This window comes from Convivina intestini (assembly GCF_003096575.1).
GTDB classification, from domain to species: domain Bacteria; phylum Bacillota; class Bacilli; order Lactobacillales; family Lactobacillaceae; genus Convivina; species Convivina intestini.
This window is the reverse complement of record NZ_QEKT01000004.1, coordinates 1-24,371: the sequence shown is the minus strand read 5'-3', so window position 1 is coordinate 24,371 and position 24,371 is coordinate 1. Positions and strand designations below refer to the sequence as shown.

Genomic DNA, 24,371 nt, shown 5'->3' with positions numbered 1-24,371 from the left:
GGCTTTTTTCAGGTAGAATAAAGGCACTATGGATAATTTTCAAGAGCAACTAAAAAATCGGCGAACATTCGCCATTATTTCTCATCCCGATGCGGGTAAAACAACCTTAACGGAGCAGTTATTGCTTCATGGGGGCGTTATTCGTGAGGCCGGTACTGTTAAAGGACGTGGCGCTAAAAAATTAGCTTCATCGGACTGGATGGCCATTGAACAGCAGCGTGGAATTTCGGTTACTTCATCAGTTTTGCAATTTGACTATGATGGTAAGCGAATTAACATTTTGGATACCCCTGGGCACGAGGATTTTTCAGAAGATACCTATCGAACTTTGATGGCCGTGGATTCAGTCGTCATGGTCGTGGATGCGGCCAAGGGAATTGAGCCACAGACTAAAAAATTATTTGAGATTGTCTCGCAACGCGGGATTCCAGTCTTTACCTTCTTTAACAAAATCGATCGTGATGCTCGTTCTCCTTTGGATTTGGTCGATGAATTGGAGACAGTTTTGGGTATTCAGGCTTATCCGATGAATTGGCCGATTGGTTCTGGTCAGATTTTGCAGGGGATTTATGACTTACAAAAAGATGAACTAATTTCCTTTAAGAACGCTAGCAACCATCCCGAAGTGGTGGCTGAAGGTGAAGACGAAGTTGAATTGGTCAAGGATGCTGGAAACGAATTTGACGAGGACGCAATTGCGCATGGGAAGTTAACCCCAGTCTTCTTTGGTTCAGCCTTAGCTAATTTTGGGGTCACTGAATTTTTGCGGGAGTACCTAAAGTATGCACCAGCGCCAGTACCAGTAGCCACGGTTGATGGTAGCTTAGTTGAACCAAGTGATTCTCAATTTACTGGTTTTGTCTTTAAAATTCAGGCCAACATGGATCCCCGTCATCGTGATCGAATCGCCTTTTTACGAATTGTTAGCGGTGAATTTGATCGCGGGATGGACGTGACCTTGCAACGGACTGGTAAAAAGATGCGTTTATCCAATGTGACCCAGTTTATGGCCGAGGAACGTGAAAACGTACAAACTGCGGTACCGGGAGATATTATTGGTATCTATGATACCGGTAATTTCCAGATTGGTGATACGATTTATTCTGGTAAAAAGTCAGTCGAATTCCCTGACTTACCAACATTTACGCCGGAATACTTTAACAAGGTAATCGCCAAGGATGTCATGAAGCAAAAATCCTATCACAAAGGAATTGCTCAGCTGGTTCAAGAGGGGACGATTCAGCTGTATCAATCTTGGAGTGGCACGGAATACATCATTGGTGCGGTCGGACAGTTGCAGTTTGAAGTATTCAAGTTCCGGATGGAAAATGAATATAACGTCGAAATTGCCTTTGAACCGATTGGGTCAAAAGTTGCCCGTTGGATTAATCCCGACCAGTTGGATGAAAAGATGGCTTCTTCCCGTAACTTGTTGGTTCGTGATCGCTATGATCAACCGGTCTTCTTATTTGAAAATAAGTTTGCCTTGAATTGGTTTAAAGATAAGTACCCTGATATTGATTTAGAAGAAAAAATGTAAGTTTTACTGTCAAACCATCCAATCATGGATGGTTTTTTTGTTACAATGGATTTGTCTTCGGACAAAATAAAATGAGGGGTAGATACCTGTGCGTTAAGTGCAGTGGAAACGGAATGTGGGCCACTGACGAAACAATTATGTGCGATGCAGGTATCGCATTCACCAGTATAACGGTGAACACTCCAATCGGAGGTTCAGAATATGGAACATTTAACACGAAGTAAGTGGAAGTTACCACTGCTTAACACACGGCAGTTAGTGGTATTGGCCTTGTTAATGGCCCTAAGCATTGTCTTAGGGAGACTATCCTTTAGTTTGCCACTCTTGCAAATTGGTTTTACCTTCATAGCAACGTCTTTAATTGCTAAATGGTATGGCCCGCTATGGTCAATGCTAATCGCCGCAGTGATGGATGTTTTAAAGTTTTTTTTGTTTCCCACGGGGGCTGGCTTTTTCCTGGGATTCACTGTATCAGCCATTCTAGCGGCACTGATATACGCTAATGGTTACTATCAGCAGGACCATGTTAGTTGGCTAAGAGTGATTATTACTGTTAGTTTGGTCATTTTCATTGTCAATGTCGGGCTGAATTCTTTGTGGTTAAACATGATGTACAGTCGGATTCATAGTTGGCAAACTTTTGTTAGTTTTATCACGCCACGATTAGTAAAAAATGTCCTGTTTTTGCCAGTTCAAGTAGCTATGACCTATTATTTACTGAACAATGACTTGGTCAAACGAGTTACGCAACAGTTTTTCAGTGAGAAAAGAGGGAACAATGATCAATGATTTTCCACAGGTATTAACAATCGCTGGTTCGGACTGTGATGGCTCGGCCGGTATGCAGGCTGATTTACATACTTTTTTTATGCGTCAGACGTATGGCATGTCGGTCTTAGTTGCTGCAGTGGCTGGTAATTCCTACGGTATCCAGGCTGCTGAGAATTTACCCTTGGATTTTGTAGCTAAGCAGTTTGAAGTTTTAGCAGCTGATTTTAAAATTAGAGCCGCTAAAACTGGTATGTTAGGAACGGCTGACTTAATTAAAACCGTGGTGACAGCCTATCAAAATTATGATTTTGGCCCCTTAGTTGTTGATCCAGTTATTACGACCAAACACGGGGCGCAATTGTTAGAAGATGAGGCTTTTACCAGCTTAAAGCAAGAACTTTTACCTTTGGCTACGGTGGCAACCCCGAACTTCTTTGAAGCCCAATTGTTAACTGGTCTAGCCATTAAGGATCGAGATGATCAAAAGGCGGCCGCCTTGGCGATTCAGGCCTTAGGGGTGGATAATGTGGTAGTGAAAGGTTGGCATCGTCCTGGTCAAGAGCAAGTCTATGACTATGTCGTCTATGCTGACGGGAGTGAGGAATGGTTAGTCCATCCTTATTATGATACGGAGCATATTAATGGAACTGGGGATACCTTCTCGGCCACGATTGCTGCTGAACTGGCTAAGGGACAATCTTTAAAGCAGGCGATTAAGACCGCCCATGATGTTACGGTTGCTGCTATTTCTAAGCCAATTGAAGTTGGTCATAAATTTGGGCCGATTAATCATTGGGCTAGTCAAGATTTAAATATTTAAGTAAAAAACCAACGTTTTAAGCGTTGGTTTTTCTAATACGATGAATTCGATTAAGATCCCCATGAACTAGGTGGGGGAACATTCGGCGATCGGCAATGGCAATAATTTTTCCCTGGAAGAAAAAGGAAAAGGCCGTTCCGATGTTGAGGGCCACGAGTTGATGGCTAAATAAAAAACAAGTTAATGAAATGGCAATGGCGACTACAAAGTTACTCATTTGAGCCTTGCTGGCATTTCCACGAAAATACTTAAACCGTAAAATATTGGTTAGGTCATCAATCGGATGCATAATCAGATTGACTCGTTGATAGATTGAAATACCAATCCCAACATTCATTACGGCAAATAAATCAATTGGAATGCGCCAAGCTAGTGGTAAGGTCGTTACTCCTAAATGGGTAAAGAAGCTGGTAAAAAATCCGACTAAAAAGGAAAAAGCCACTCCGAAGAAAACGTTACCTATTAGCCGTCGTAAATCAAAATCATCGGCAAAGAAAAGATTAGCAACAGCCACGGTAGTACTAATTAACATTAGAAAAAGGCTGATTGGCCAGCCAGTAAGATGAGCTAAATTAGCCGCTCCGGCTGTCCAAGGGGCTGAACCCATATTACTAGCTACACTCAAGCCGTTTCCAAAAGCATTAAGAATTAAGGCTACGATAAAGTAGAAAAAAGTTTGGGAGGGTTTTAGTTCGTAGTACTCTCCATCACGATAATACATATTACCCTCCAATTGATAAACTCACCCTCCCATTATACCAAATATTTAGGGTGATAATTAATGTTATTAAAATCACATAGTAAAATTATAAATGATAATACACTATAATTAAATTTTACGTTTTATATGTTATAACCCGATAAAAAGGCTTTATTATTTTAATAATGGTGGTGATTCTATTTGATAAATAAATCACAAAATCTCTTGATTTTCATTATTGACTGTTGTACACTTAGACCATCGAAAAGGTATTAACCGAAAGGAACTTTAATAAATGGCAAAAGATACTGAAAAGAAGACAGCTAAAAAAGTTTTGACACCGGAAGAAAAAGCCGCCCGTAAGCAAGCGGCTGAAACCATGGTGGCCGGACTAATTACCAAAGCTCAAAAGGCAGCTGAGGAATTTTTGAACTATTCGCAAGAACAAGTTGATAATATTGTGGCGGCGATGGCATTAGCTGGATCTGAACATTCTTTGGAGTTAGCTCACGAAGCCCACGACGAGACTGGTCGAGGTATCGTGGAAGATAAGGATACTAAGAATCGCTTTGCTTCAGAATCAGTTTATAACGCAATCCGTCACGATAAGACCGTGGGTGTTATTTCTGAAGATAAGATTTTGGGTAAGGTTGAAGTAGCTGCGCCTCTTGGTATTTTGGCTGGGATTGTGCCTACTACTAACCCAACATCAACGACTATTTTCAAGTCAATGTTGGCAGCCAAGACACGTAACGTAATTATTTTCGCCTTCCACCCTCAGGCCCAAAAGTCATCAGCCCATGCTGCTAAGATTGTTTATGATGCAGCCGTTAAGGCCGGGGCTCCTGAAAACTTTATTCAATGGGTGGAGAAGCCTTCTTTGGAAGGAACCACTGCTTTAATTCAAAATCCACATATTGCTTCAATCTTAGCTACTGGTGGACCAGCCATGGTTCATGCGGCTTTGACTTCTGGTAACCCTTCAATGGGTGTTGGGGCTGGTAACGGAGCGGTTTATATTGATAAGACTGCTAACGTTCACCGGGCTGTGTCTGATTTGATGCTTTCAAAGCGTTTTGATAACGGTATGATTTGTGCCACTGAAAACTCAGCAGTTGTGGATGCTAGCATTTATGACGAGTTTATGGAGCGGATGCAAATTGATGGTGGCTACGTTGTACCTAAGAAAGACGCCCAAAAGATTGCGGACTTTGTGTTCAAAAAGAACGCGGAAGGCTATGGCGTTGCTGGACCAGTTGCCGGTATGAGTGGCCGTTGGATTGCTGAACAGGCTGGCGTAAAGTTACCAGCCGGTAAAGATGTTTTGCTTTTTGAGCTAGATCCTAAAAATATTGGCGAAGCCCTATCTTCTGAAAAGTTGTCACCCTTGCTTTCAGTTTATAAGGCTAAGGATCGTCAGCAAGGAATCGATATTGTTCGTGCTTTGCTTGACTATCAAGGGGCTGGACACAATGCCGCCATTCAAATTGGTGCCCAAGATGATCCATTTGTTAAGGAATATGCCGATGCAATCCGCGCTTCGCGTATCTTAGTCAACCAACCTGATTCAATTGGTGGTGTTGGGGATATCTATACCGACGCCATGCGGCCATCATTGACACTTGGAACTGGATCATGGGGGAAGAATTCATTGTCTCACAACTTGTCAACATACGATTTGCTTAACGTTAAAACAGTGGCTCGCCGTCGTAGCCGGCCACAATGGATTCGTTTGCCTAAGGAAATCTACTACGAATCTAACTCAATTAGCTATTTGCAAGATTTGCCAGATGTTAAGCGGGTCTTTATCGTCGCTGATCCTGGTATGTTGCAGTTTGGCTTTGTTGATAAGGTTTTGAGTCAGTTAGAATTACACGAAGACCAAATCCAAACGAGCATTTATGGCACTGTACGCCCTGACCCAACGCTCTCACAAACCACTGAAATTGCACAGCGGATGGCTGAATTTAAGCCTGATACAGTGATTTTGCTAGGTGGTGGATCAGCCCTTGATGCTGGTAAGATTGCCCGTTTCATGTATGAGTATTCTTTGTCAAACCCAGGCATCTTAGAAGATCCTGATGCAGTTAAGAATCTCTTTGCAAAGTTGTCACAGAAGTTTATGGATATCCGTAAGCGGATTGTCAAGTTCAACCATGCTAAGGCCACTCAAATGGTAGCTATTCCAACTACCTCAGGTACTGGTTCAGAAGTAACACCATTTGCGGTTATTACTGATGATGAAACCCATGTTAAGTATCCTTTAGCTGACTATGAGTTAACTCCTGAAGTTGCCATTGTTGATCCAGAATTTGTTATGACAGTGCCAAAGCACACAGTGGCTTTGTCTGGAATTGATACTTTGTCACACGCCTTGGAGTCTTATGTTTCAGTTATGTCTTCTGAAATGACTCGTCCTTGGGCTTTGCAAGCCATTAAGTTAATCTTTAATAACTTGGTTGAATCCTATCACTATGACCCACAGCACCCAACTAATGCTGGTCGGGAAGCTCGAATTAAGATGCATTATGCGGCTACTTTGGCTGGAATGTCCTTTGCCAATGCCTTCTTAGGTATGAACCATTCACTTGCCCATAAGACTGGTGGAGAATTTGGTTTGCCACACGGTTTGGCGATTGCGATTGCGATGCCAAAGACGATTGCCTTTAACGCTGTTACTGGTAACGTAAAGCGGACGCCATTCCCACGTTATGAGACTTACACTGCTCAACACGACTACGCAAATATTGCACGCCACTTGTGCTTGGAGGGTAAGGATGATGTTGAATTAGTTAAGGCTTTGTTGGCTAAGATTGATCAGCTCTTCAAGGATTTGGATGTTGTCCCTAGCTTGTCGGCTAACGGTGTTGATCGCAAGCACTTTGAAGATAGTTTGTCTAAGTTAGTTGATTTGGTTTATAACGATCAGTGCACGCCTGGTAACCCACGCCAACCAAGCTTGGCTGAAATTGAAGCTTTGTTAGAAGAACAATTCTAATTAAGTGATGGTTACTCAAATAACCAAAAGATAATAAGTAGAATTTAGGCACCAGTTAGGTAAAACTAGCTGGTGTTTTTATTTGATATAAAAATTTTAAGGCCAGTTCGTACAATTATTTTGAGGACGTCAACTAGAGATTGATGCCTTCTTATAAATTGTTGTGCTGTTGATGGAGAAAGGTAGTTCAGCTTTTTAAAGCTAGCTGGTCAACTCAACATCAGCAGTAGTGTAGTAGTCAATTGAATCAGACAATTAGAATGGAGAACATGAATATGGCTGGAAGAATTTCCGTTACCCCCGAAGAATTACAGGCCCAAGCGCAAACTTATATCACTGCCCGTGATATGGTACAAGATGCGATTAACCAGGTAGAACAAACCAATGGCGCCATTGAACAAGAGTGGAATGGTGCTGCCTTTCGGGCCTATTTGGAGCAATATAACCAGTTAAAGGGCCAAGTAAATCAATTTAATGAGTTGCTAGTTTCAATTAATAACCAATTGAAGCAATATGCAACCACGGTAGAACAGCGTGATCAAGAAGATGCGCAACGTTTTGGCTTGCAATAATTAGCACACTCATTAAATGCCAAACGATAGCACATTGCTATCGTTTTTTATGTTAACTAGGGAAGAGGAGCATATTTATGCGAGTAAAGATAAGGGTAATAGCTGGGATAATGCTGGACTTTTTATTGACTTATCAACAAGTCACTAGCAGTCAATCACTGACCTGGGGACCGATATGGCTGGTATTGAAGGGACTATGGCCTAAAGGGGGAGGGGGATTTTTAGGATCGCTGGGTTATGAGCGATGATAGTTGAAGAACGGTGGATAAGATTAGAATTAATATATCAAAAGCAATCTCTGGATTTAAAAATTAGGCGCCAAATGACGGTAGCTCAGTTGGACCAACGCCTAAAACCATTGTTACGACAGCAGTTTGGGATTCAAACGGCCTTTCAGTTACGACTTTGGCAAAGGAGCCAAAAGTTTGAAGGATCAATAGGAGACTTAGCAATTGGCGATGGGGAACGGTTAATCGTGGAATTGGTGGCAAACTAATATGACTGAAATAAGTAATGGGGACAGCAAAATCCAATTTAAACCAGTGGAGACTGGTTTTCAGGTTAACTTACCATTAGTTACCTTATCAGTGACTGATATGGCGCTTTTGGAGGCGCTTTTAACGGATGACTCTACAACATTTTTAAAGGGACGAGTTAGTTTAAAAGCGACTGAGCTCCAGCTTTCCTATGATAATCCCCACCATTGGCCGACTTTATCGCAAATTATTTTTCAAAAGAATCTAGCTCAACGGCTACAAATCGCTATTGCTATAGTAACTTTGGCTTTAAATCAACAAGGACAAAACCAAGTTTTTTGGCATCCAGATAACTTGTTGTGGGCCGGTGATAATTATTTACAGGTAGCTCATCGAGGGGTTGCCGGTCTAATTGAGTGGCGCGATTGGCGCAGCGATAATCAGTTTCAACAGGTAAAAGCGATGGTCACTTATTTGATGATGCCCCAGTTAGATTATGAGCTCCTAAGTGCTAATGCCGGCTTATTGCGGTATGAATATGAGCCCAAGGCTGGGCTCATATCAGCACTGGAAAAAGCTGAAAATTTACAAGACTTATCAACATACTTAAATCATAGTTTGGCTGAGCAAATCTCAGAAAATAGCCAGCGATATCAACGGATTAGTAAAGTTAAGCATCGCTTTTATCAATGGGGACTTGGGGGATTGCTGGTCTTAGTCATTACGTTGCTGACTGTTTTAGGATATGGCTATCAAGAAAGCTTATTTCACCAGCGAGTGATTAAGGCTCAAGCCCAGTTTCAACAAGGGCACTATCAAGTGACCGTGACCACCTTAAAACAGGATGACCCGCAACGCTTTGATCAACAACTTTTGTATATGACTGCCCTGGCATACGCTAAATTAGATATCAAGGATAATCCGCGGCAGCCGATGAGCTTAAATATTGTGCCGCAATCACCACGTAATTATTTATTGTATTGGGTTTATTTAGGGCGGTCTCAATCACAGCGAGCTATTTCGATAGCCAAAGGGCTGGGAAATTCGGCTTTGATTGTTAAGGCTTATCAGCAATTAATCAAGGCAACGGAGCGCAATGAAGAATTAGACGGTGAGGAAAAGGAAAAACAATTAAATATTTATCAAAGAGAAATTGATCTATATAACAAAAAATTAGGAGAAGATGGTCGTGCAAAAAGCAGTTAACCTTTTTAAAATTTACTACTGGGATACTGTTTTTTGGCAAGGGGAGCTATCAGTAGCACAATCGGAACGAAAATTACCCACTGGCCAGCGGGTATGGCTGAAACAGGGGCAAGTCCGACTAGATGAAGGTGAGCCAATTAAATTTGGACAAGTTATTCCCTTGTCGATTGGTTATTTAGTAGTATTAGTGGCTACTGAGCAAATGATATTATCCTTTGTTCAACCGTCTGATCAACGATTACTAATCAGTGGGAAAGATGCTTTCGGCCATTTAGTGGGCATTAATGAATACTTTAATCAGATTATCTATGTCAGTCCAGCTCTCAAAGCGGGTACTTATCACTTACAAATTCCTGAAATAGCAGCGAATCAACAGATTTATTTAAATGGGTCAGTCATATCAGTTGGACGTGATAAAATCGATTTTGAACCAGGGGATATGCTTTTTTGTAATGAGCTTTTAATCACCAATGAGGGCTCACAATGGTTGGTTGCGATAGTGTGTGGTCGTTGTCGTTATGATTCTAAGCGCTTAATCCCCCAACAAAGAAGACAATGGCCACCAAAGAACTTTCCGTATCATTATCCCAGGCCTCGTTTGTTATTGGCTCCGCCCAGTGATGATATTGAGTTAAAGACGCCCCAACCAATGACAACTAGATCTAATACTGGATTGTGGCGAACCATTATTCCAGCCCTGGGGATGCTTTTGGCGAGTGGCGTGTTGGTACTCGTATCCCACCAAAATCCTATTATGATGATCACCATGATTATCATGGCCGTAGTGACGATTGGCTTGAGCTTGACGGAATATTTTAAAAATAAGCGCCAACAGAAACGCCAAAGACAAGCTGATGACAAAAATTACTGGCAATATCTGTATCGTCAGTGTGCTCGCTTAAGTCATTTACAGCACCAGGAAAAGAATCGTTTGGCTGATCGTTATCCAGAATTTAGGCAACTAATGATAATGGCGGATACTTACGATAGTCGTATTTATGAACGGCTACCGAATAGGGAAGATTTTTTAACAATTCGTGTGGGGACGGGAAGGGTTGTAAGCCAGTGTCACTTTCAATATCAAGATGATGACTTGAAAACGACCGGTATTTGGGTAAAGATACGTAAAGCGGTGTTGAAACCTCATCAATATTTAGCCCATGCGCCAATTACATTAAATCTGCAAACCAATGTCGGTTTAGCCGCTGAGTATCCAATTGCTCGTTACATTGTTAAAAATTGGTTATTACAACTAGCTTTTTTTCATAGTTATCAACATGTCCAATTTTTAATTTTTCTACCCTATAAAGAACAAAAATTCTGGTGGCCATTACGCTGGTTAAAACAGTTTGACTTGTCAGAAATCAACTTACGTGGATTTGTTTATGATGAGCGGAGCCAACAGCTGATTTTAAATGCTTTTCAACAAGTACTAAATCAAAGGCAAGCGCAGGTTAAAGCCGCTAAAGGTCGTCAAGTTGAGTTTGCCATCCATTATTTATTGGTGGTTTTGGAAGATAAATGGCTATTACAGCATCCAATTTATCCCTTGTTATTGTCAGATTTAAGATTCTTAGGTGTTAGCATTGTTTGGGTACAAGCTAATCGGGAACAGCTGCCGGCTGAACTTGATACCCTTTTAACCTATAACAATACCCTTGTAGGGGAAATGCTGACAAAGGGGGATGCTTGTCAGCAGTCCTTTGCTGCTTTACCACTAAGTAGTAGTTTTTGCCAACGACGATTTATTCGGAATTTGGCAAATCTAATCCATCCCCAACTAGAGCAACAGGATCTACCGCTAATGATTTCTTTCTTGGATATGTATCAGGTAAATTGGGTAAAAGAATTAAAAATTGCCCAACGCTGGCAAAAAGCCGATCCAAGTCAGAGCTTAGCAGTCCCGTTGGGATTGGGACGGACCAATCAAGTTCTCGAACTAGATTTGCATGAAAGTCAACACGGACCCCATAGCCTCGTTGCTGGGACGACCGGGTCGGGTAAATCTGAGTTACTGCAAAGTTATCTACTATCGTTGGCGGTGAATTTTAGTCCTGAGGATGTTGGTTTTATTACGATTGATTTTAAAGGGGGCGGTTTGGCTAATCTGTTGTCTGAGTGTCCCCACTTACTGGACAGTATTACCAATTTAGATGGTTCCCTTTTAAATCGGACTTTATTAAGTATTCAGGCTGAATTACATAAACGTCAGCAGTTGTTTAAAAAGTACCATGTGAATAACATTAATGATTACATGGTGGCCTATCGATCCGGGCGGCGAGGGACTAATTCAGTGCTTTTAGAAGCGCCTAAAAAACCACTACCGCATTTATTTTTAGTGGCCGATGAATTTGCGGAATTGAAGGCTCAAAAACCGGAATTTATGCAGAAATTAATTTCGGTAGCTCGTATCGGGCGTTCTTTGGGCATTCATTTAGTGTTAGCGACTCAAAAGCCTAGTGGGATTGTGGACGAACAAATTTGGTCTAATATGAATTGTAAACTCGCTTTAAAGGTCCAAAATCAAGCCGATTCTAATGAAATATTAAAAACGCCGGATGCAGCCGATATTGTAGAAACTGGTCGAGCTTATCTTCAAATCGGAAATAATGAGCGCTATGAATTGTTCCAATCAGCTTGGAGTGGCGCTCAATACAGGCCAAAAAAATTGAAGTCAATGTCAACAGCTGATGATATTTGGTTGATTAACTGTTTTGGTCAAACTCAAGCAATTAAGCCTTTGGAAAATGCCACTCAGTTGCGGGAGGAAGCTAGCAGTACCCAATTGCATGCTATTTTAGGAGAAATTCAGCGAGTACAGGCCCAAAGTCAGTACCAGCTACCTGATAAACCGTGGTTACCACCTTTGCCACGAAAAATTAACTTGGATAGTATCGATTATGAGCAAAATTGGCAAAAAAATCTTAATTTAAAGGTTCCGATGGGCTGGATTGATTTACCAGCGCAACAAGAGCAAATTATCTGGTATTTTGATATACAACAAGCCGAACATACAATCATTTTGGGGAGCGTTGGCACCGGTAAAAGTACCTTCTTACAGACCCTAATTATGACTTTAGCGCAACAAAATAATCCTCAGCAGCTGCAGTTTAATTTATTTGATTTTAGTCACAATGGGCTAGATCTTTTTAATTCATTACCGCATGTACGAGATGTCTGTTCTTTGGAAAATCCTGAAAAATGCTTGAAATTGATGCGCTATTTATGTCAGGAAGTAAAGAGCCGTCAAACGTTACTACAGCAATATCAGGTAACTAATTGGCAACAGTACTGTCAGCAAGTCAAAGAGCCCGAAGCAATTCAAGTGATTGTACTTGATGGTTATGATAATTTGCATGATGCTGATTTTGAACAGGAATTTGAGCAAGGTTTAATCCAATTATTAAAAGCTGGCAGTCGATTAGGCATGTATCTTCTGTTAACTGGTTTGCGTGAAAATAGCTTACGTCTCGCACTGAGTAGCCTAGTTTCCCATAAATTAATTTATTATTTAAATGATGAGCATAGTGTCTATCATTTACTGGGAGGAGAGCGCTTACCAGTTGAAAATATACCAGGCCGCCTGCAATTTAAACATAAAGGACAGGTAGTAACTGCTCAAACGGGACTAGTAGCTAATACAAAAAATCGCTTATCAACGCTACAGACAATGGTTAAATCGCTAGCTCATGCATGGCCTGGACCTGTTCCAGCAGCGATTCCCATGGTGCCTCCACAGCTTAATTTTAAAAAGTTTTGGACACAATCAGCTGTCCAATCAATGTTAAAAAAGGGACGGTTACCATTTGGTTTAGAAGTAGAGGAAGCTAAAATCTGCTCATTCTCCCTAACTCAACACGGGGTGTATCCATTAATTTATGATGGCCTAGTTCAGCGAGATGGTTTACATCAAATCATTTTACGAACATTAACCAGTCTTCCTAAGAAGTGGCAAGGGCTTGTTTTAGATGTGAATGATGAGCTCCATGATTGCTATGTAAAGCAACGAATTGCTCGGCAAACAATTGCAGCTAAAATGCAAGACCTAGTCGCAATCGTAAAACAAGGTTTAGTTGAAAATGATTTTGACCGTTACAAAATTGTTTACATTACAGATTTACGAGGGTTAATTCAGTTGGGCATTTCAGCTAAACAATTAGAATTACTTTTTCAACAAGGTAAAAGATTCGGAATTCATTTCCTTTTAATGGTGGATAGTACTTATCTAAATACGAATTATGACCCCATTAGCAGGTTGGTCAAAAGTAATTTCACAGTCGGCTTATATGGTGGTAATCTGGCTAATCAGAATTATCTATCTGTACCATTTCGCGGAAAGCCAATTCAGCTGGCCGACGATGAAATGTATGCTATTAATCATCGCCAGGTTCAACGGATTAAATTAGCAACTTAACTATATGAAAAAGGCCCTTCTAATGTCGATTAGAAGAGCCTTTTGTTTTATTTTGATGTTGAACGTTTGCTGAGCTTGACGACGCCTTCCCAGCGTGGTGTTTGTGGGAACATATCAATGGGTTGGATATAGTCGACTCGATAAATTTTACTTAAATCAACTAAATCACGAGCTAGCGTAGAAGGATTACATGACAGGTAAACCATTTTATTGGGCTGAGATTTTAAAATCGCTCTTTTTAACTTACTATCTAAGCCTAAACGGGGTGGATCAACAATTAAAGCCGTTGGTAGCCAACCCTCATCCTGCCATTTAGGTAAAATTTGCTCAGCTGTTCCGACCTCATAGCTGGCATTTTGAATGTCATTTATTTCAGCGTTGTGATTAGCATCTGCGACCGCTTCAGGAATAATTTCCATACCGCGCACCTCTTTGACCTGTCGTGCAATCGACAGTCCCAAGGTTCCTACCCCAGCATAAGCATCAACTAATCGGTCAGTTGCCTGGGGATGCAAGGCAGTTAAAGCTTCCTCATAGGCAACTAACATCTGTTCGTAATTTAGTTGCAAGAAGGCTCGTGGCGACAAATCAAAACTTTGTCCTAGAATTTCTTCCTCTAAATAATCAGCTCCCCAGAGTTTAAAGGTCTCTTCACCCCAAATTAAACTTTGACGGCCAGGGTTAACATTCTGAAAGATACCATTAATTTCTGGCATACTATTCTGAATTTTTTCTAACAGCGCTGGTAATCCGGGGAAATCAACTTGATTAGTAATGAAAGTTAGTTGTGCCTGATTAGTGGTTGCTGAAGAACGAACCACAATAGTTTTAACCACCCCTTTATTCTTGTCTTCGTTATAAATTGAAACTGATAATTCAGCTAAAATTTTAGCAACTTGACGAACGATTTTCATCGTTAAACGATCTTGGGTGTGTACCTCGGGAAGGTCAACTAAATCATGACTACCACGCTGGAACATACCGACAATAATATCGCCATGATATTTCCGGACTGGAAACTGAACTTTATTACGATAATAGTAGGGATCTTCCATGCCCAAGGTTGGCTTAATAGTATAGTCTTGCCAGCCCTTGGGTTGGAATTTTTCTAGCGCCTGGCGAATTAAATCTTCTTTATATTTGAGTTGGGCTGGATAGGCTAGGTGCTCAAGTTCAAAACCACCGACCTGATCAGCAAATTCATCGACCGGGGTTACTCGATCTGGACTGGCGGTACGAATTGTTACTACGCGGGCCTGAAGATATTTTTCTTGTACTTCGGTGACTTTGGCGGTTACGACTTCACCGGGTAAGGCTCCAGGAATAAAAACAATCTTGTGCTTGAAATAGCCGATTCCTTCCCCATTTATTCCTAAACGTTTAATGGTGAGGGGGAACTTTTGACCAACTTTAACCATAACTTGATTTCGGTTGGCACGCTTTGTATGGGTATCTTGCTTATAATTTGAAGACATATTTTTCCTTTATGGTGGCTATTATTCAATGCGAACAAAGTAAGAATGAATATCGGTTTGAAATAGTTTATGGATGTGTTGCATCAACAATAACAACCAACTAATGGCTAATGCAAGGGCAATAATTTCAAAAGCAGTTAGTGATAGGTAGCGGATGATGTAAAACAAGGTCATGGCAATTGCCATACCACCGGCAGTTAAATAAGAAAAAGTGACAAATTCTTTAGTGGCATTGGGTAACAGGACTTTTAAACCAATCATTGGAATGGCAGTAAAAAGAATCAGACAATTGGCAATCGAATCGTGCAAGATATGAAAAAGCCCCTGATTGTTTGGAATAGCGCCGATGCAGGCCAAGCTCAGCGCATCTAAAGTTAAAAGGGCTCGTAGTGTAATCAATCGCCAATTTTTAGGGAAGTGCTGTTGAATGGGGACAAATAAATAGTCAATTAAAGTAATCCAAATTAATCCCGAGATCATGAGCGTGGCATTAAATGTCCAAGAAAATTGGGCTTGATTTGTACCTAAGAAACTAAAGTTGTGCTGCCACCATAACAACTGGCTATTGGTCACCATCGAAACCAGTACACCACCAACGATAGTTAGCACCAACAAGGCTGTTATGTATGTGGTAGAGGCTAGTAACGCTGAATAAATCATTAAAAAGTTACTGATACTAATGAACATAAAAAATAAGATGGTGGCAGTAATTAAATCAAAACTTGCATTTTGAAAAAGATAACCGATGGCCCAGAAGGTACCAATGGTAATAAAGGCCTGCATAGTAGCAAAGGCGATGATGAGCGTTGGTGTTAAGCGCCAGGCCACACGTCGGTCTTCGGGGCTAGATAGCTGGCGGGTTTGTTGTACATGGGTCCAAATAAAACCAACCATTCCACTGATTTCACCCAGTAAAAACACGGAAGTGGCAATTGAATTACTGCCCGTCAAGGGGATGATACTCCGCTGTTGATAGTAGGCTACTAGGAGAAAAATTGTCGTACTAATTAATGAAGGAAACAAGAACCACCGAATTGAAATATCTTCTGATTGATTTTCTTGATTTGGACGGGTAATACTAACGGCTTTGTTTTTAAGGGTGATTTCAACCTCTTCCCCCTGGGTAATGCCTAGCTTCTCCAGGAGTGATTTTGGGACATTGATCTGATAATAGTCTTTTGACATGAAGGCCTCCGGCCAAATACAGTACTTTAAGTTTAAATGCTTCCTAATTTTATAAAAAAAAGTGAAAAATAGATATAGCACACTTGTGTTATACCAAATATGTGCTATAATAATAAATGTAAGGAGAGCAAGGGCAGAGATGAAAGAAGGTGAAAATGATGGTACGCTTTAACATCAAAGCGTATTTAGATGATCGAGCGTTAACTATTTACCGAGTCTCTAAAGTCTCGGGTTATGGCTACACAACGATTCATCGTTCTTTTAATAAGGTTCAAACGACTGCTACAAGTCTTAATCTTCGTGATTTAGATGCCCTAGCAAGAGCGCAACACATGGAAATGTGGCAGGTGCTTCGTGAGCTGGAACATCATTATCTTAATGACGAAGATGAATCCGAACAGAATAATTAATTCGATTTGATAAATATTAGTATAAGAATTTAACAAGGAAGGTAGATATATACTATGGCAAACAACAACGGAATGTACGATCCATTTGGATCCGACATGAATAGTATTTTTAATAGCATGATGGGTGGTATGAACGGCATGAACTCAGAAAACCGTCGCTACCTGATTAATGGTCGCGAAGTAACACCAGAAGAGTTCGCACAATATCGTCAAACTGGTAAATTACCTCAAGGCCCAGCTGCTGGTGCTAATGTAGCCGGCAACGGTCGGCCAGCCGCACAACAGCCTGGTCAGGTTAAAGATGGGGGCATGTTAGCTAAGTTGGGTCGTAACTTAACTCAAGAAGCGCGTGACGGTTTGTTAGATCCTGTCATTGGTCGTAACCGCGAAATTCAAGAGACTGCCGAAATTTTGAGTCGGCGGACTAAGAACAATCCTGTTTTAGTCGGTGATGCCGGTGTTGGTAAGACTGCGGTTGTCGAAGGATTAGCTCAGGCGATTGTAAATGGGGATGTTCCTGCGCCAATTAAGGGCAAAGAAATTTATTCCATTGATATTTCTTCAATTGAAGCCGGAACTCAGTTCCGTGGTGCTTTTGAAGAAAATGTTCAAAAGTTAGTCGAAGAAGTTAAGGCTGCTGGGAATGTGGTGTTGTTCTTTGATGAAATTCATCAAATTCTTGGTGCGGGAAGTACCGGTGGTGAAGATGGTGGTAAAGGTTTGGCTGATATTTTGAAGCCCGCCTTGAGTCGTGGGGAGTTGTCCTTGATTGGTGCAACAACTCAAGATGAATACCGCAATACCATTTTGAAGAATGCTGCTTTGGCTCGTCGTTTCAACGAAGTAACAGTTAATGCGCCAAGTCCAGCTGACACTTTGAAGATTTTGCAGGGAATTGCCCCACTTTATGAGAAGCACCACAATGTTTCTTTGCCAGAATCTGTGCTTAAGGCTGCGGTGGATTATTCAGTACAATATATCCCACAACGTAGTTTGCCAGACAAGGCCATTGATTTAATTGATATGACTGCCGCTCACTTGAGTGCTAAAAACCCAGTAACTAGTAAGGTTAGCTTGGAAAATCGCTTGACTGAGTTAGAAAATCAACGTGATCATGCGGTTAATGGTGAAGACTACGAAAAGGCTTTGCAAGTTAAAAATGAAATTGCTGACGTGCAAAAGAAAATTGCTGAAGCTGAAAAGGATCAGAAGGTTACTGCCACACCAAATGATGTGGCTGAGTCAGTTGAGCGTTTGACTGGTATTCCAGTTGCTCAGATGGGTGCTTCAGATATTGAACGCTTAAAGAAGATTGATGAGCGTTTGGCTGGTAAGGTAATTGGTCAAGATGAAGCTGTTCAAATGGTTGCCCGGGCAATCCGTCGTAACCGTGCTGGTTTTGATGAAGGTAATCGTCCAATCGGTTCCTTCCTCTTCGTTGGTCCTACCGGGGTTGGTAAAACTGAGTTAGCTAAGCAATTGGCCCTTGATATGTTTGGTAGCAAGGAAAATATCATTCGTTTAGATATGAGTGAGTATTCTGACTTGACTGCTGTTTCAAAGTTGATTGGTGCTACTGCTGGTTATGTAGGTTACGAAGATAACAGTAATACTTTGACTGAAAAGGTTCGTCGTAATCCTTATTCAATCGTGCTTCTTGATGAAATTGAAAAGGCAAACCCTCAAGTATTGACTTTGCTTTTGCAGGTTATGGACGATGGTCGTTTGACAGATGGTCAAGGAAACGTTGTTAACTTTAAAAACACGGTTATTATCGCTACTTCTAACGCTGGTTTTGGTAACGGTAATGAAGAAAGTGACAAGAAGTTAATGGATCGTTTGGCACCATACTTCCGCCCAGAGTTCTTAAACCGGTTCAATGGCGTAGTTGAGTTTAGTGCTTTAACTAAAGAAGACTTAAAGCAAATTGTTGATTTGATGTTAGATGATGTTAATAAGACCTTGGCCAAGAAGGACTTAACGTTAGAGGTTTCTGATGATGTTAAGAATCACTTGATTGAAGAAGGTTATGATGAAGCCTTAGGTGCTCGTCCACTTCGTCGAGTAATTGAACAACAAATTCGTGATCAAGTAACGGATTTCTATCTTGATAATCCAGGTGAAAAGCAATTAGCTGCTAACTTGGTTGATGGTAAAGTAGTGATTTCAGCTGTTATTACAAATGAGAAGTAATAGAAAAAGAACCAAACCTAGGTTTGGTTCTTTTTGTTTGTGCTGATTTTTTAAATTAAAACATCTTGATAATCATCATGATAGCGTTCAAAGAAAGCGATGGCGTAGGAACAAAGCGGTTGGATTTTTTGATGATTTTCCCGGGCTAAGCTAACTACGGCTTGAACTAACTGCTGAGCGACACCCTGACCACGTAAACTTGGATCAACAAAAGTATGATCAATTGCTAAGATTGTGTTGTCAGAGTTGGTCTGGTAAGTTATTTCTGCTAATAAAGTATTGGCAGCTAGATAATAATAGCGGCCTTGTTCATGTTGGAATTCCATAGTTTCTTCCTCCTAGATGGTTTCATTATACGATAAATCGGACTGTCAGGAAGATGACTTAATGCCGTATAATAGAAAGGATAAAAATTAAGAGGTGGTACACATGACAACACGGGGTTTTGAAATTGTTAGTAAATATCAAGACGAGAATTTAACACTGCCGCAACGCAGTACCTTTCAAGCAGCCGGATATGATTTTGAAGCGGCTCAAGATATCGTAATTCCTAGCATTATTCATCAAGAAGCATTTCGTAAACTTAATCCATTAGCTTTGACGCGCCTTGATAAGGTATTAGCCGATCCTAGTTGGCAAGAGGTACTTAAACCAGTATTAATTCCCACGGGGATTAAGGCTTACATGGGGGCCGGTGAGTATTTGCAATTAGTAGCCCGTTCCAGTGCGCCGATTAAAAAGCGGATGATGATGCCTAATGGTGTGGGGGTTGTTGATGCTGATTATTATGATAATGCCAGCAACGAAGGCGAAATTTTCTTTCAATACATTAATTTTGGCTTGCAAGACGTGCACATCAAAAAAGGGGAGCGGATAGGCCAGGGAATTTTCCTACCTTATTTATTAGCTGATAACGATCAAACGACCCAAAAAGCCCAACGTCAAGGTGGCTTTGGCTCCACCGGGGAACATTAATGGCTAAAGCAAGAACACAATTTATTTGTTCTCAGTGTGGATTCAATTCCGCTCGTTATTTGGGACGCTGTCCTAATTGTGGACAGTGGGGTACTTTTGTTGAAGAAAAAATTCAACCCGAAAATACCAATCGTAAAGCGCGAGTTGGTCTCGATGGCCGGGCTGCTAAAGTTGAAAAAATCAATGAGATTAGTTTAGAAAATACGCCCAAGGTGGCGACTCAGCTGCAAGAGTTAAATCGTGTTTTGGGAGGCGGCGTTGTCGCGGGGACTTTGATTTTAATTGGTGGGGATCCTGGAATTGGGAAATCCACCTTGTTGCTTCAAGTATCTGGTCAATTAGCTCATGCCGGCAAAGTTTTGTATGTGACCGGTGAAGAAAGTGCCAGTCAGATTAAATTGCGGGCAGATCGGCTTCACGTTGGGGGTGAAGATTTTTACCTTTATCCAGAAACTGATATGACTGCGATTAAAAAGCAGGTGGAAGAACTAAAACCGGATTTTTTGGTGATTGATTCCGTACAAACAATGCAAGAACCAGACCTGAGTTCGGCTATTGGTTCAGTTTCTCAAATTCGGGAAGTGACTGCTGATCTACTTCAATTGGCTAAAACTAACAATATATCGATTTTTATTGTGGGGCATGTTACGAAAGATGGCGCCATTGCTGGTCCAAAAATTTTAGAGCATATGGTTGATACGGTTCTTTATTTTGAAGGGGATCGCCACTATAAATACCGTATTTTACGTGCCGTTAAAAATCGTTTTGGTGCGACTAATGAGTTGGGAATTTTTGAAATGCGCGATCGTGGCTTAGTAGAAGTGGCCAATCCATCCGAAATTTTCTTAGAAGAACGATTAGCCGGGGCTACTGGGTCGGCTATTGTCGTGGCTTTGGAAGGTTCTCGTCCGATTTTAGTAGAATTACAGGCTTTAGTTACGCCCTCGGTTTTTGGGAATGCGCAACGAACGGCTAGTGGCTTAGATCGTAATCGAGTTTCATTAATCATGGCTGTCCTTGAAAAAAGAGCCGGACTACTACTACAAAATCAAGATGCCTATTTGAAGGCGGCTGGTGGTGTTAAATTAGACGAGCCAGCCATTGATTTAGCCGTGGCGGTCGCAATTGCTAGCTCATACCGTGATAAAGAGTCACGACCCAGTGATGTTTTTATTGGCGAAATCGGCTTGACTGGGGAAATTCGAAGTGTCGCTGATATTGAAAGTCGTCTAAAAGAAGCTCGAAAATTAGGCTTTCAACGCGCGATTGTCCCTAAAAATAATTTGTCCGGTGCTGAGTTGCCAGAAGGTTTGCAAGTCCTTGGTGTGACTACCCTAAAAGAAGCGCTGCATATTGCACTAGGGTAAATTTTAGACGGAATCTGTTGTATACTAGTTTTTGAACTTTTTAATTAAATTGAAGTAGATAGGAGAAATACAATGACTGACGACGTTCGCGTTCGTTATGCACCATCACCCACTGGATATTTACACATCGGAAATGCTCGAACTGCCCTATTTAACTGGTTGTTTGCCCGTCATTACAACGGTACCTTTATTATTCGAATTGAAGATACTGATGCTAATCGTAATATTGCTAATGGAGAACAATCTCAGCTCGAAAATTTGGCTTGGCTAGGCTTAGATTGGGATGAATCTCCTGACAAGGGTGGTGAGTTTGGTCCCTACCGCCAATCAGAGCGAAATGCTGATGGTATTTATCAAGCCTATATCGATGATTTATTGAAAAAAGGGTTGGCTTATAAGTCTTATAAGACATCGGAAGAGTTGGCTCAAGAGCGAGAAGCCCAACAAGCAGCAAAACAGGCTCCTCATTATGTTTATGAATATGAAGGTTTGTCTGATAGCCAACGGGAAGCAAAATATGCTGAATTTGAGGCACAAGGATTGAAACCCGTAGTTCGTTTCCGTGTGCCAGAAGATAAAGTTTACGCCTGGGATGATATCGTTAAGGGGCATATTGAAATTGGTGCCAAAGAAGTTGGTGGTGACTGGGTCATCCAAAAAGCTGATGGTATGCCAACTTATAATTTTGCGGTAGTAGTTGATGACCATCTTATGAAAATTACCCATGTTTTGCGTGGGGATGATCATGTTTCTAACACACCTAAGCAAATGATGATTTACGAGGCTTTGGGTTGGTCCGTACCTGCCTTTGGTCACATGGCTTTGATTATTAATGCCGCTACTGGTAAAAAACTATCCAAACGTGATAACGATGTTTTGCAATTTGTCGAACAATATCGTGAATTGGGTTATCAGCCCCAGGCTATGGATAATTTCATTGGTTTATTGGGTTGGTCACCAAAGGGTGAAGATGAGATTTTCAGTCTTGATCAATTCATACAAATGTTTGATGAAAAGCGTTTGACGAAGGCCAATGCTAAGTTTGATCAAAAGAAGTTAGAATGGATTAATAACCAGTGGATGCGCCGTGATAAAGAAAAGGTAATGCCACAGTTAATTCAAGAACTAGTTAATGCTGGCTTAATCACAGCAGAACAGGCCCAGACACAAAAAGATTGGCTAGCTAATGTGATTGAAGTAGCTGGTGTGGATGGTATTTCATATACCCGTCAAATTGTTGACTTAGTACGGGAACCTTTCTTTGAATTGGGTGAAATTTCTGATGAAATGTTATCATATCTCACTTCTGAAGATGGCCGTAAAGTCTACCAGGCTTGGTACAAAGCCTATCAGGCCTTGCCCGTGGATGCTAACGCTGAACAATATATGGCTACTATTCGTTCAATTCAAAATGAGCTAGAGATTAAGGGCCGTAATTTGTGGAATCCAATCCGAATTGCTACTACGCACCAGATTCAAGGGCCTAATTTACCAGAGATGTTAGTGTTGCTGGATAAAAATAAGGTTTTGGCAACCATGGACGCCGTGGCTAAGAAATATTTAAGTTAATGATTGAAAAGATGCGAGCTGCTTAGGCATCTTTTTTTATTTGTTATAATTAAGGGAACTACTTACGGAGAGCAATCATGTTAAAAGTCTATAATACTTATACGCTAACTAAAGAAACCTTTAATCCAATAACTTCAGGTCACATTAAAATGTATGTCTGTGGGCCAACGGTCTATAACTATATTCATTTGGGCAATGCCCGGTCAGCGATTGCCTTTGATACAATTCGTCGTTACTTAATATACCGTGGTTATCAGGTGGACTACGTTTCTAATTTCACTGATTTGGGTGATAAGGTTATTCAGCAAGCTCAAAAAGAAGGGTTGACTGAAGCTCAACTGGCACATAAATATGAAGCTGCTTTTGACCAAGATACGGCGAAATTAAATATTTTGCCGGCCACTGTCCGTTCCAAGGCAACTGAGGTAATGCCTGAAATCATTAGCTTTGTAGCTGATTTGTTGGAAAAAGGTTACGCTTACGCGGTTGAGGGGGATGTTTATTTTCGCGCTCAAAAATTCCCTAATTACGGTATTTTATCCCACCAGGATTTAAACGAAATGGAAGAAAACGCAGCTGGCCGTTTAGATGATCAAGAGGCGCTGCGCAAAGAAGACCCAATTGATTTTGCCCTATGGAAGGGGGAGCATCGTCCAGGAGTCCAAGCTTGGCCTTCACCATGGGGACCTGGTCGGCCCGGCTGGCACATTGAATGCTCGGTCATGATTGATAAGTATCTTGGTTCAGCCATTGATATTCATGGAGGTGGGATTGACCTGGCTTTTCCACACCACACGAATGAAATTGCTCAATCAGAAACCCATAGTGGTGAAGAGTTTGTAAGGTATTGGTTACATAATGGGTTTGTAAACGTCAATCAAGAAAAAATGTCTAAGTCGTTAGGAAATTTTACGACGGTACACGAATTATTGGCTCAGTATTCCGATGCTCAAGCATTACGCTTTTTGTTGACCAAAACGCACTACCGTCGGCCAATTAATTACAGTGACACTACGCTGGACCAAGCTCAAATAGAACTTGATCGTATTCGTCGGGCTTATCGCCGATTGGCTAAACGTGTAGCCGTAGAATCAGTCAAAGATGAAGCTGATGCAACTGTTGAAGAACAGTTAAAATCAATTAAAGCTAATTTTATTAACGCAATGGATGATGATTTCAATACTGAGAACGGGTTAGCAGTAGTTTTTGAGTTAGTTACGTTAATTAATCAGTACGCTGATCAAGGCTCATTACAACTAGCAACTGCTCAGCATCTATTAGATGCTCTCAAAACTTTGATGAGTATTTTTGGCATTGATAACCTGGGGCAAAAAGAATCCTTAAATCAGGAAGAACAAGAACTATTGGATGCCCGTGCTCAGGCACGTTTGGTAAAAGATTTTGCTGCTTCGGACCAACTACGGGATGAATTACTGGCTCTAGGAGTAGTGGTGCGGGATACTGCGCAAGGTCAAGAGTGGGAGAAAAAATAAAAAAATCAAAAAAATGCTTGCTAAGTATAAAATAACTTGGTATAGTAATAAAGTTCTGTTGCGAGGCGAGCAGCTGTCAACAACAACTTGAAAAAATTGTTGTTGACAAGCGGCAAGCAGCGTGATAGACTAATTAAGTTGTTTCGTAAGGGAGCAACGCAGTAGCACATTGAAAACTGAACAAAACTTTGAACAAACAAATCTGTA

At 41.1% G+C, this 24,371-nt stretch carries 18 protein-coding genes and 1 riboswitch; of the genes, 14 read left to right on the top strand and 4 right to left on the bottom strand.

Going from position 1 to position 24,371, the window contains the following annotated elements:
- Positions 1-28 precede the first annotated feature (28 nt).
- The 3 genes from prfC to thiD all read left to right on the top strand — a co-directional run bounded on the left by prfC (position 29) and on the right by thiD (position 3,131).
- Positions 29-1,540, top strand: coding sequence for a peptide chain release factor 3 (gene prfC / locus C7384_RS04250; RefSeq protein WP_089939062.1), 1,512 nt, complete (start codon positions 29-31; stop codon positions 1,538-1,540).
- 72 nt (positions 1,541-1,612) lie between these two features.
- Positions 1,613-1,705, top strand: a riboswitch (THF riboswitch).
- 36 nt (positions 1,706-1,741) lie between these two features.
- Positions 1,742-2,329 (top strand): folate family ECF transporter S component, encoded by a 588-nt coding sequence (locus C7384_RS04245; RefSeq protein ID WP_089939060.1) that lies wholly within the window; start codon positions 1,742-1,744, stop codon positions 2,327-2,329.
- On the top strand, positions 2,319-3,131 hold the full coding sequence (gene thiD, locus C7384_RS04240; RefSeq protein ID WP_165806775.1) for a bifunctional hydroxymethylpyrimidine kinase/phosphomethylpyrimidine kinase: 813 nt from the start codon (positions 2,319-2,321) through the stop codon (positions 3,129-3,131). The genes C7384_RS04245 and thiD overlap by 11 nt, the downstream gene beginning before the upstream one ends.
- Before the next feature lie 16 nt (positions 3,132-3,147).
- Here thiD and C7384_RS04235 read toward each other — a convergent pair whose 3' ends face one another.
- Entirely contained in the window at positions 3,148-3,852 is a 705-nt protein-coding gene (locus C7384_RS04235; protein WP_089939058.1) for a YczE/YyaS/YitT family protein, read from the bottom strand.
- 274 nt (positions 3,853-4,126) lie between these two features.
- On the opposite strand from C7384_RS04235, the gene adhE reads away from it, so the two are divergent.
- The 5 genes from adhE to essC all read left to right on the top strand — a co-directional run bounded on the left by adhE (position 4,127) and on the right by essC (position 13,497).
- Positions 4,127-6,829 (top strand): bifunctional acetaldehyde-CoA/alcohol dehydrogenase, encoded by a 2,703-nt coding sequence (adhE, locus tag C7384_RS04230; protein ID WP_089939057.1) that lies wholly within the window; start codon positions 4,127-4,129, stop codon positions 6,827-6,829.
- A 275-nt stretch (positions 6,830-7,104) separates the two neighbouring features.
- On the top strand, positions 7,105-7,401 hold the full coding sequence (locus C7384_RS04225) for a WXG100 family type VII secretion target (protein WP_089939055.1): 297 nt from the start codon (positions 7,105-7,107) through the stop codon (positions 7,399-7,401).
- Between the two features lie 244 nt (positions 7,402-7,645).
- Positions 7,646-7,897 (top strand): hypothetical protein, encoded by a 252-nt coding sequence (locus C7384_RS04220; protein ID WP_089939053.1) that lies wholly within the window; start codon positions 7,646-7,648, stop codon positions 7,895-7,897.
- A 1-nt stretch (position 7,898) separates the two neighbouring features.
- The gene (locus C7384_RS04215) at positions 7,899-9,083 is read left to right on the top strand and encodes a type VII secretion protein EssB/YukC (RefSeq protein ID WP_089939051.1); all 1,185 of its coding nucleotides are present in this window, start codon (positions 7,899-7,901) and stop codon (positions 9,081-9,083) included.
- Entirely contained in the window at positions 9,067-13,497 is a 4,431-nt protein-coding gene (gene essC / locus C7384_RS04210) for a type VII secretion protein EssC (protein ID WP_165806774.1), read from the top strand. Before C7384_RS04215 ends, essC begins: the two co-directional genes overlap by 17 nt.
- Positions 13,498-13,544: 47 nt before the next feature.
- Here the strand turns inward: essC and rlmD are convergent, their stop codons facing one another.
- A complete protein-coding gene (gene rlmD, locus C7384_RS04205; protein ID WP_089939047.1) occupies positions 13,545-14,972 on the bottom strand; it encodes a 23S rRNA (uracil(1939)-C(5))-methyltransferase RlmD in 1,428 nt (475 codons plus the stop codon).
- A 21-nt stretch (positions 14,973-14,993) separates the two neighbouring features.
- Positions 14,994-16,157: an AbrB/MazE/SpoVT family DNA-binding domain-containing protein gene (locus C7384_RS04200; RefSeq protein ID WP_089939045.1), complete on the bottom strand. Its 1,164-nt coding sequence runs from the start codon at positions 16,155-16,157 to the stop codon at positions 14,994-14,996.
- A gap of 158 nt (positions 16,158-16,315) precedes the next feature.
- Here C7384_RS04200 and C7384_RS04195 point away from each other — a divergent pair, with 158 nt between their 5' ends.
- Complete coding sequence (locus tag C7384_RS04195) at positions 16,316-16,567, top strand: transcriptional regulator (RefSeq protein WP_089939153.1); 252 nt, start codon at positions 16,316-16,318, stop codon at positions 16,565-16,567.
- Between the two features lie 54 nt (positions 16,568-16,621).
- Positions 16,622-18,760 carry an ATP-dependent Clp protease ATP-binding subunit gene (locus C7384_RS04190; RefSeq protein WP_089939043.1) on the top strand — a complete coding sequence of 713 codons (2,139 nt, stop codon included), beginning with the start codon at positions 16,622-16,624 and terminating at the stop codon, positions 18,758-18,760.
- 50 nt (positions 18,761-18,810) lie between these two features.
- Here C7384_RS04190 and C7384_RS04185 read toward each other — a convergent pair whose 3' ends face one another.
- Positions 18,811-19,086, bottom strand: a complete 276-nt coding sequence (locus tag C7384_RS04185) for a GNAT family N-acetyltransferase (protein ID WP_089939040.1) — start codon at positions 19,084-19,086, stop codon at positions 18,811-18,813.
- 103 nt (positions 19,087-19,189) lie between these two features.
- Here C7384_RS04185 and C7384_RS04180 point away from each other — a divergent pair, with 103 nt between their 5' ends.
- The 4 genes from C7384_RS04180 (at position 19,190) to cysS (ending at position 24,164) form a co-directional block, all read left to right on the top strand.
- Positions 19,190-19,735 carry a dCTP deaminase/dUTPase family protein gene (locus tag C7384_RS04180; RefSeq protein WP_089939038.1) on the top strand — a complete coding sequence of 182 codons (546 nt, stop codon included), beginning with the start codon at positions 19,190-19,192 and terminating at the stop codon, positions 19,733-19,735.
- Positions 19,735-21,102 carry a DNA repair protein RadA gene (gene radA / locus C7384_RS04175; RefSeq protein WP_089939036.1) on the top strand — a complete coding sequence of 456 codons (1,368 nt, stop codon included), beginning with the start codon at positions 19,735-19,737 and terminating at the stop codon, positions 21,100-21,102. The genes C7384_RS04180 and radA overlap by 1 nt, the downstream gene beginning before the upstream one ends.
- Before the next feature lie 72 nt (positions 21,103-21,174).
- Entirely contained in the window at positions 21,175-22,671 is a 1,497-nt protein-coding gene (gene gltX, locus C7384_RS04170) for a glutamate--tRNA ligase (protein ID WP_089939034.1), read from the top strand.
- A gap of 77 nt (positions 22,672-22,748) precedes the next feature.
- Positions 22,749-24,164: a cysteine--tRNA ligase gene (gene cysS, locus C7384_RS04165; protein WP_089939032.1), complete on the top strand. Its 1,416-nt coding sequence runs from the start codon at positions 22,749-22,751 to the stop codon at positions 24,162-24,164.
- Positions 24,165-24,371 lie beyond the last annotated feature (207 nt).

Coding starts and splice junctions, on each gene's coding strand:
- prfC (WP_089939062.1), top strand. CDS start 29: ATGGATAATTTTCAAGAGCAACTAAAAAATCGGCGAACATTCGCCATT.
- C7384_RS04245 (WP_089939060.1), top strand. CDS start 1,742: ATGGAACATTTAACACGAAGTAAGTGGAAGTTACCACTGCTTAACACA.
- thiD (WP_165806775.1), top strand. CDS start 2,319: ATGATCAATGATTTTCCACAGGTATTAACAATCGCTGGTTCGGACTGT.
- C7384_RS04235 (WP_089939058.1), bottom strand. CDS start 3,852: ATGTATTATCGTGATGGAGAGTACTACGAACTAAAACCCTCCCAAACT.
- adhE (WP_089939057.1), top strand. CDS start 4,127: ATGGCAAAAGATACTGAAAAGAAGACAGCTAAAAAAGTTTTGACACCG.
- C7384_RS04225 (WP_089939055.1), top strand. CDS start 7,105: ATGGCTGGAAGAATTTCCGTTACCCCCGAAGAATTACAGGCCCAAGCG.
- C7384_RS04220 (WP_089939053.1), top strand. CDS start 7,646: ATGATAGTTGAAGAACGGTGGATAAGATTAGAATTAATATATCAAAAG.
- C7384_RS04215 (WP_089939051.1), top strand. CDS start 7,899: ATGACTGAAATAAGTAATGGGGACAGCAAAATCCAATTTAAACCAGTG.
- rlmD (WP_089939047.1), bottom strand. CDS start 14,972: ATGTCTTCAAATTATAAGCAAGATACCCATACAAAGCGTGCCAACCGA.
- C7384_RS04200 (WP_089939045.1), bottom strand. CDS start 16,157: ATGTCAAAAGACTATTATCAGATCAATGTCCCAAAATCACTCCTGGAG.
- C7384_RS04195 (WP_089939153.1), top strand. CDS start 16,316: ATGGTACGCTTTAACATCAAAGCGTATTTAGATGATCGAGCGTTAACT.
- C7384_RS04190 (WP_089939043.1), top strand. CDS start 16,622: ATGGCAAACAACAACGGAATGTACGATCCATTTGGATCCGACATGAAT.
- C7384_RS04185 (WP_089939040.1), bottom strand. CDS start 19,086: ATGGAATTCCAACATGAACAAGGCCGCTATTATTATCTAGCTGCCAAT.
- C7384_RS04180 (WP_089939038.1), top strand. CDS start 19,190: ATGACAACACGGGGTTTTGAAATTGTTAGTAAATATCAAGACGAGAAT.
- radA (WP_089939036.1), top strand. CDS start 19,735: ATGGCTAAAGCAAGAACACAATTTATTTGTTCTCAGTGTGGATTCAAT.
- gltX (WP_089939034.1), top strand. CDS start 21,175: ATGACTGACGACGTTCGCGTTCGTTATGCACCATCACCCACTGGATAT.
- cysS (WP_089939032.1), top strand. CDS start 22,749: ATGTTAAAAGTCTATAATACTTATACGCTAACTAAAGAAACCTTTAAT.